1 protein-coding gene is annotated in these 411 nt (G+C 46.0%); it reads right to left on the bottom strand.

The features are described from left to right. Positions 1-223 (bottom strand): hypothetical protein (locus GSQ94_RS15745; protein ID WP_216843105.1); only part of this gene is annotated, 223 nt, incomplete at its 3' end. Positions 224-411: the final 188 nt, after the last annotated feature.

The following is a 411-nucleotide window of genomic DNA, read 5'->3' as shown; positions in this document are numbered from 1 at the left end:
GCGTATTATGTAGTTGACGGGGTTTTGCTATTTTTCCTTCTCGTCCAAGAGGCGTATTACATCGGCGCAAATGGGAAAGAGTGGAAGCATAGGTGTTTCTGTTTAAGACCTGCGACACGCCTGCCTTGGATGACATCGACTTCTTTTGGTCACCCCAATTTCCGGTGGCAAGGGAGTATTTAAGACCATTGGTGATAGTCTGGTGTTTGACGGCAAGGGCCAAGTTGAACTCTTTGTGCGTCTCAACACACTATGATACAGATAAGCATGGGAATGTCAAAAGTTTCATGTCCCAACCTTTTGAAGATAGCGGTAAACATCCTTGGTAAGTTTTCGAAGAAGCATCCTGAAAAGGTTAGCGAGGAGAGGGCCCGCTAAGTCAAGTCGTTTCTTCCCAAAATGATCGGTGTG

The organism is Granulicella sp. S190 (assembly GCF_009766095.1).
Classification (GTDB): Bacteria; Acidobacteriota; Terriglobia; order Terriglobales; family Acidobacteriaceae; genus Edaphobacter.
The sequence above is the reverse complement of the archived record's forward strand: the minus strand, read 5'-3'. Positions and strand labels throughout refer to the sequence as shown.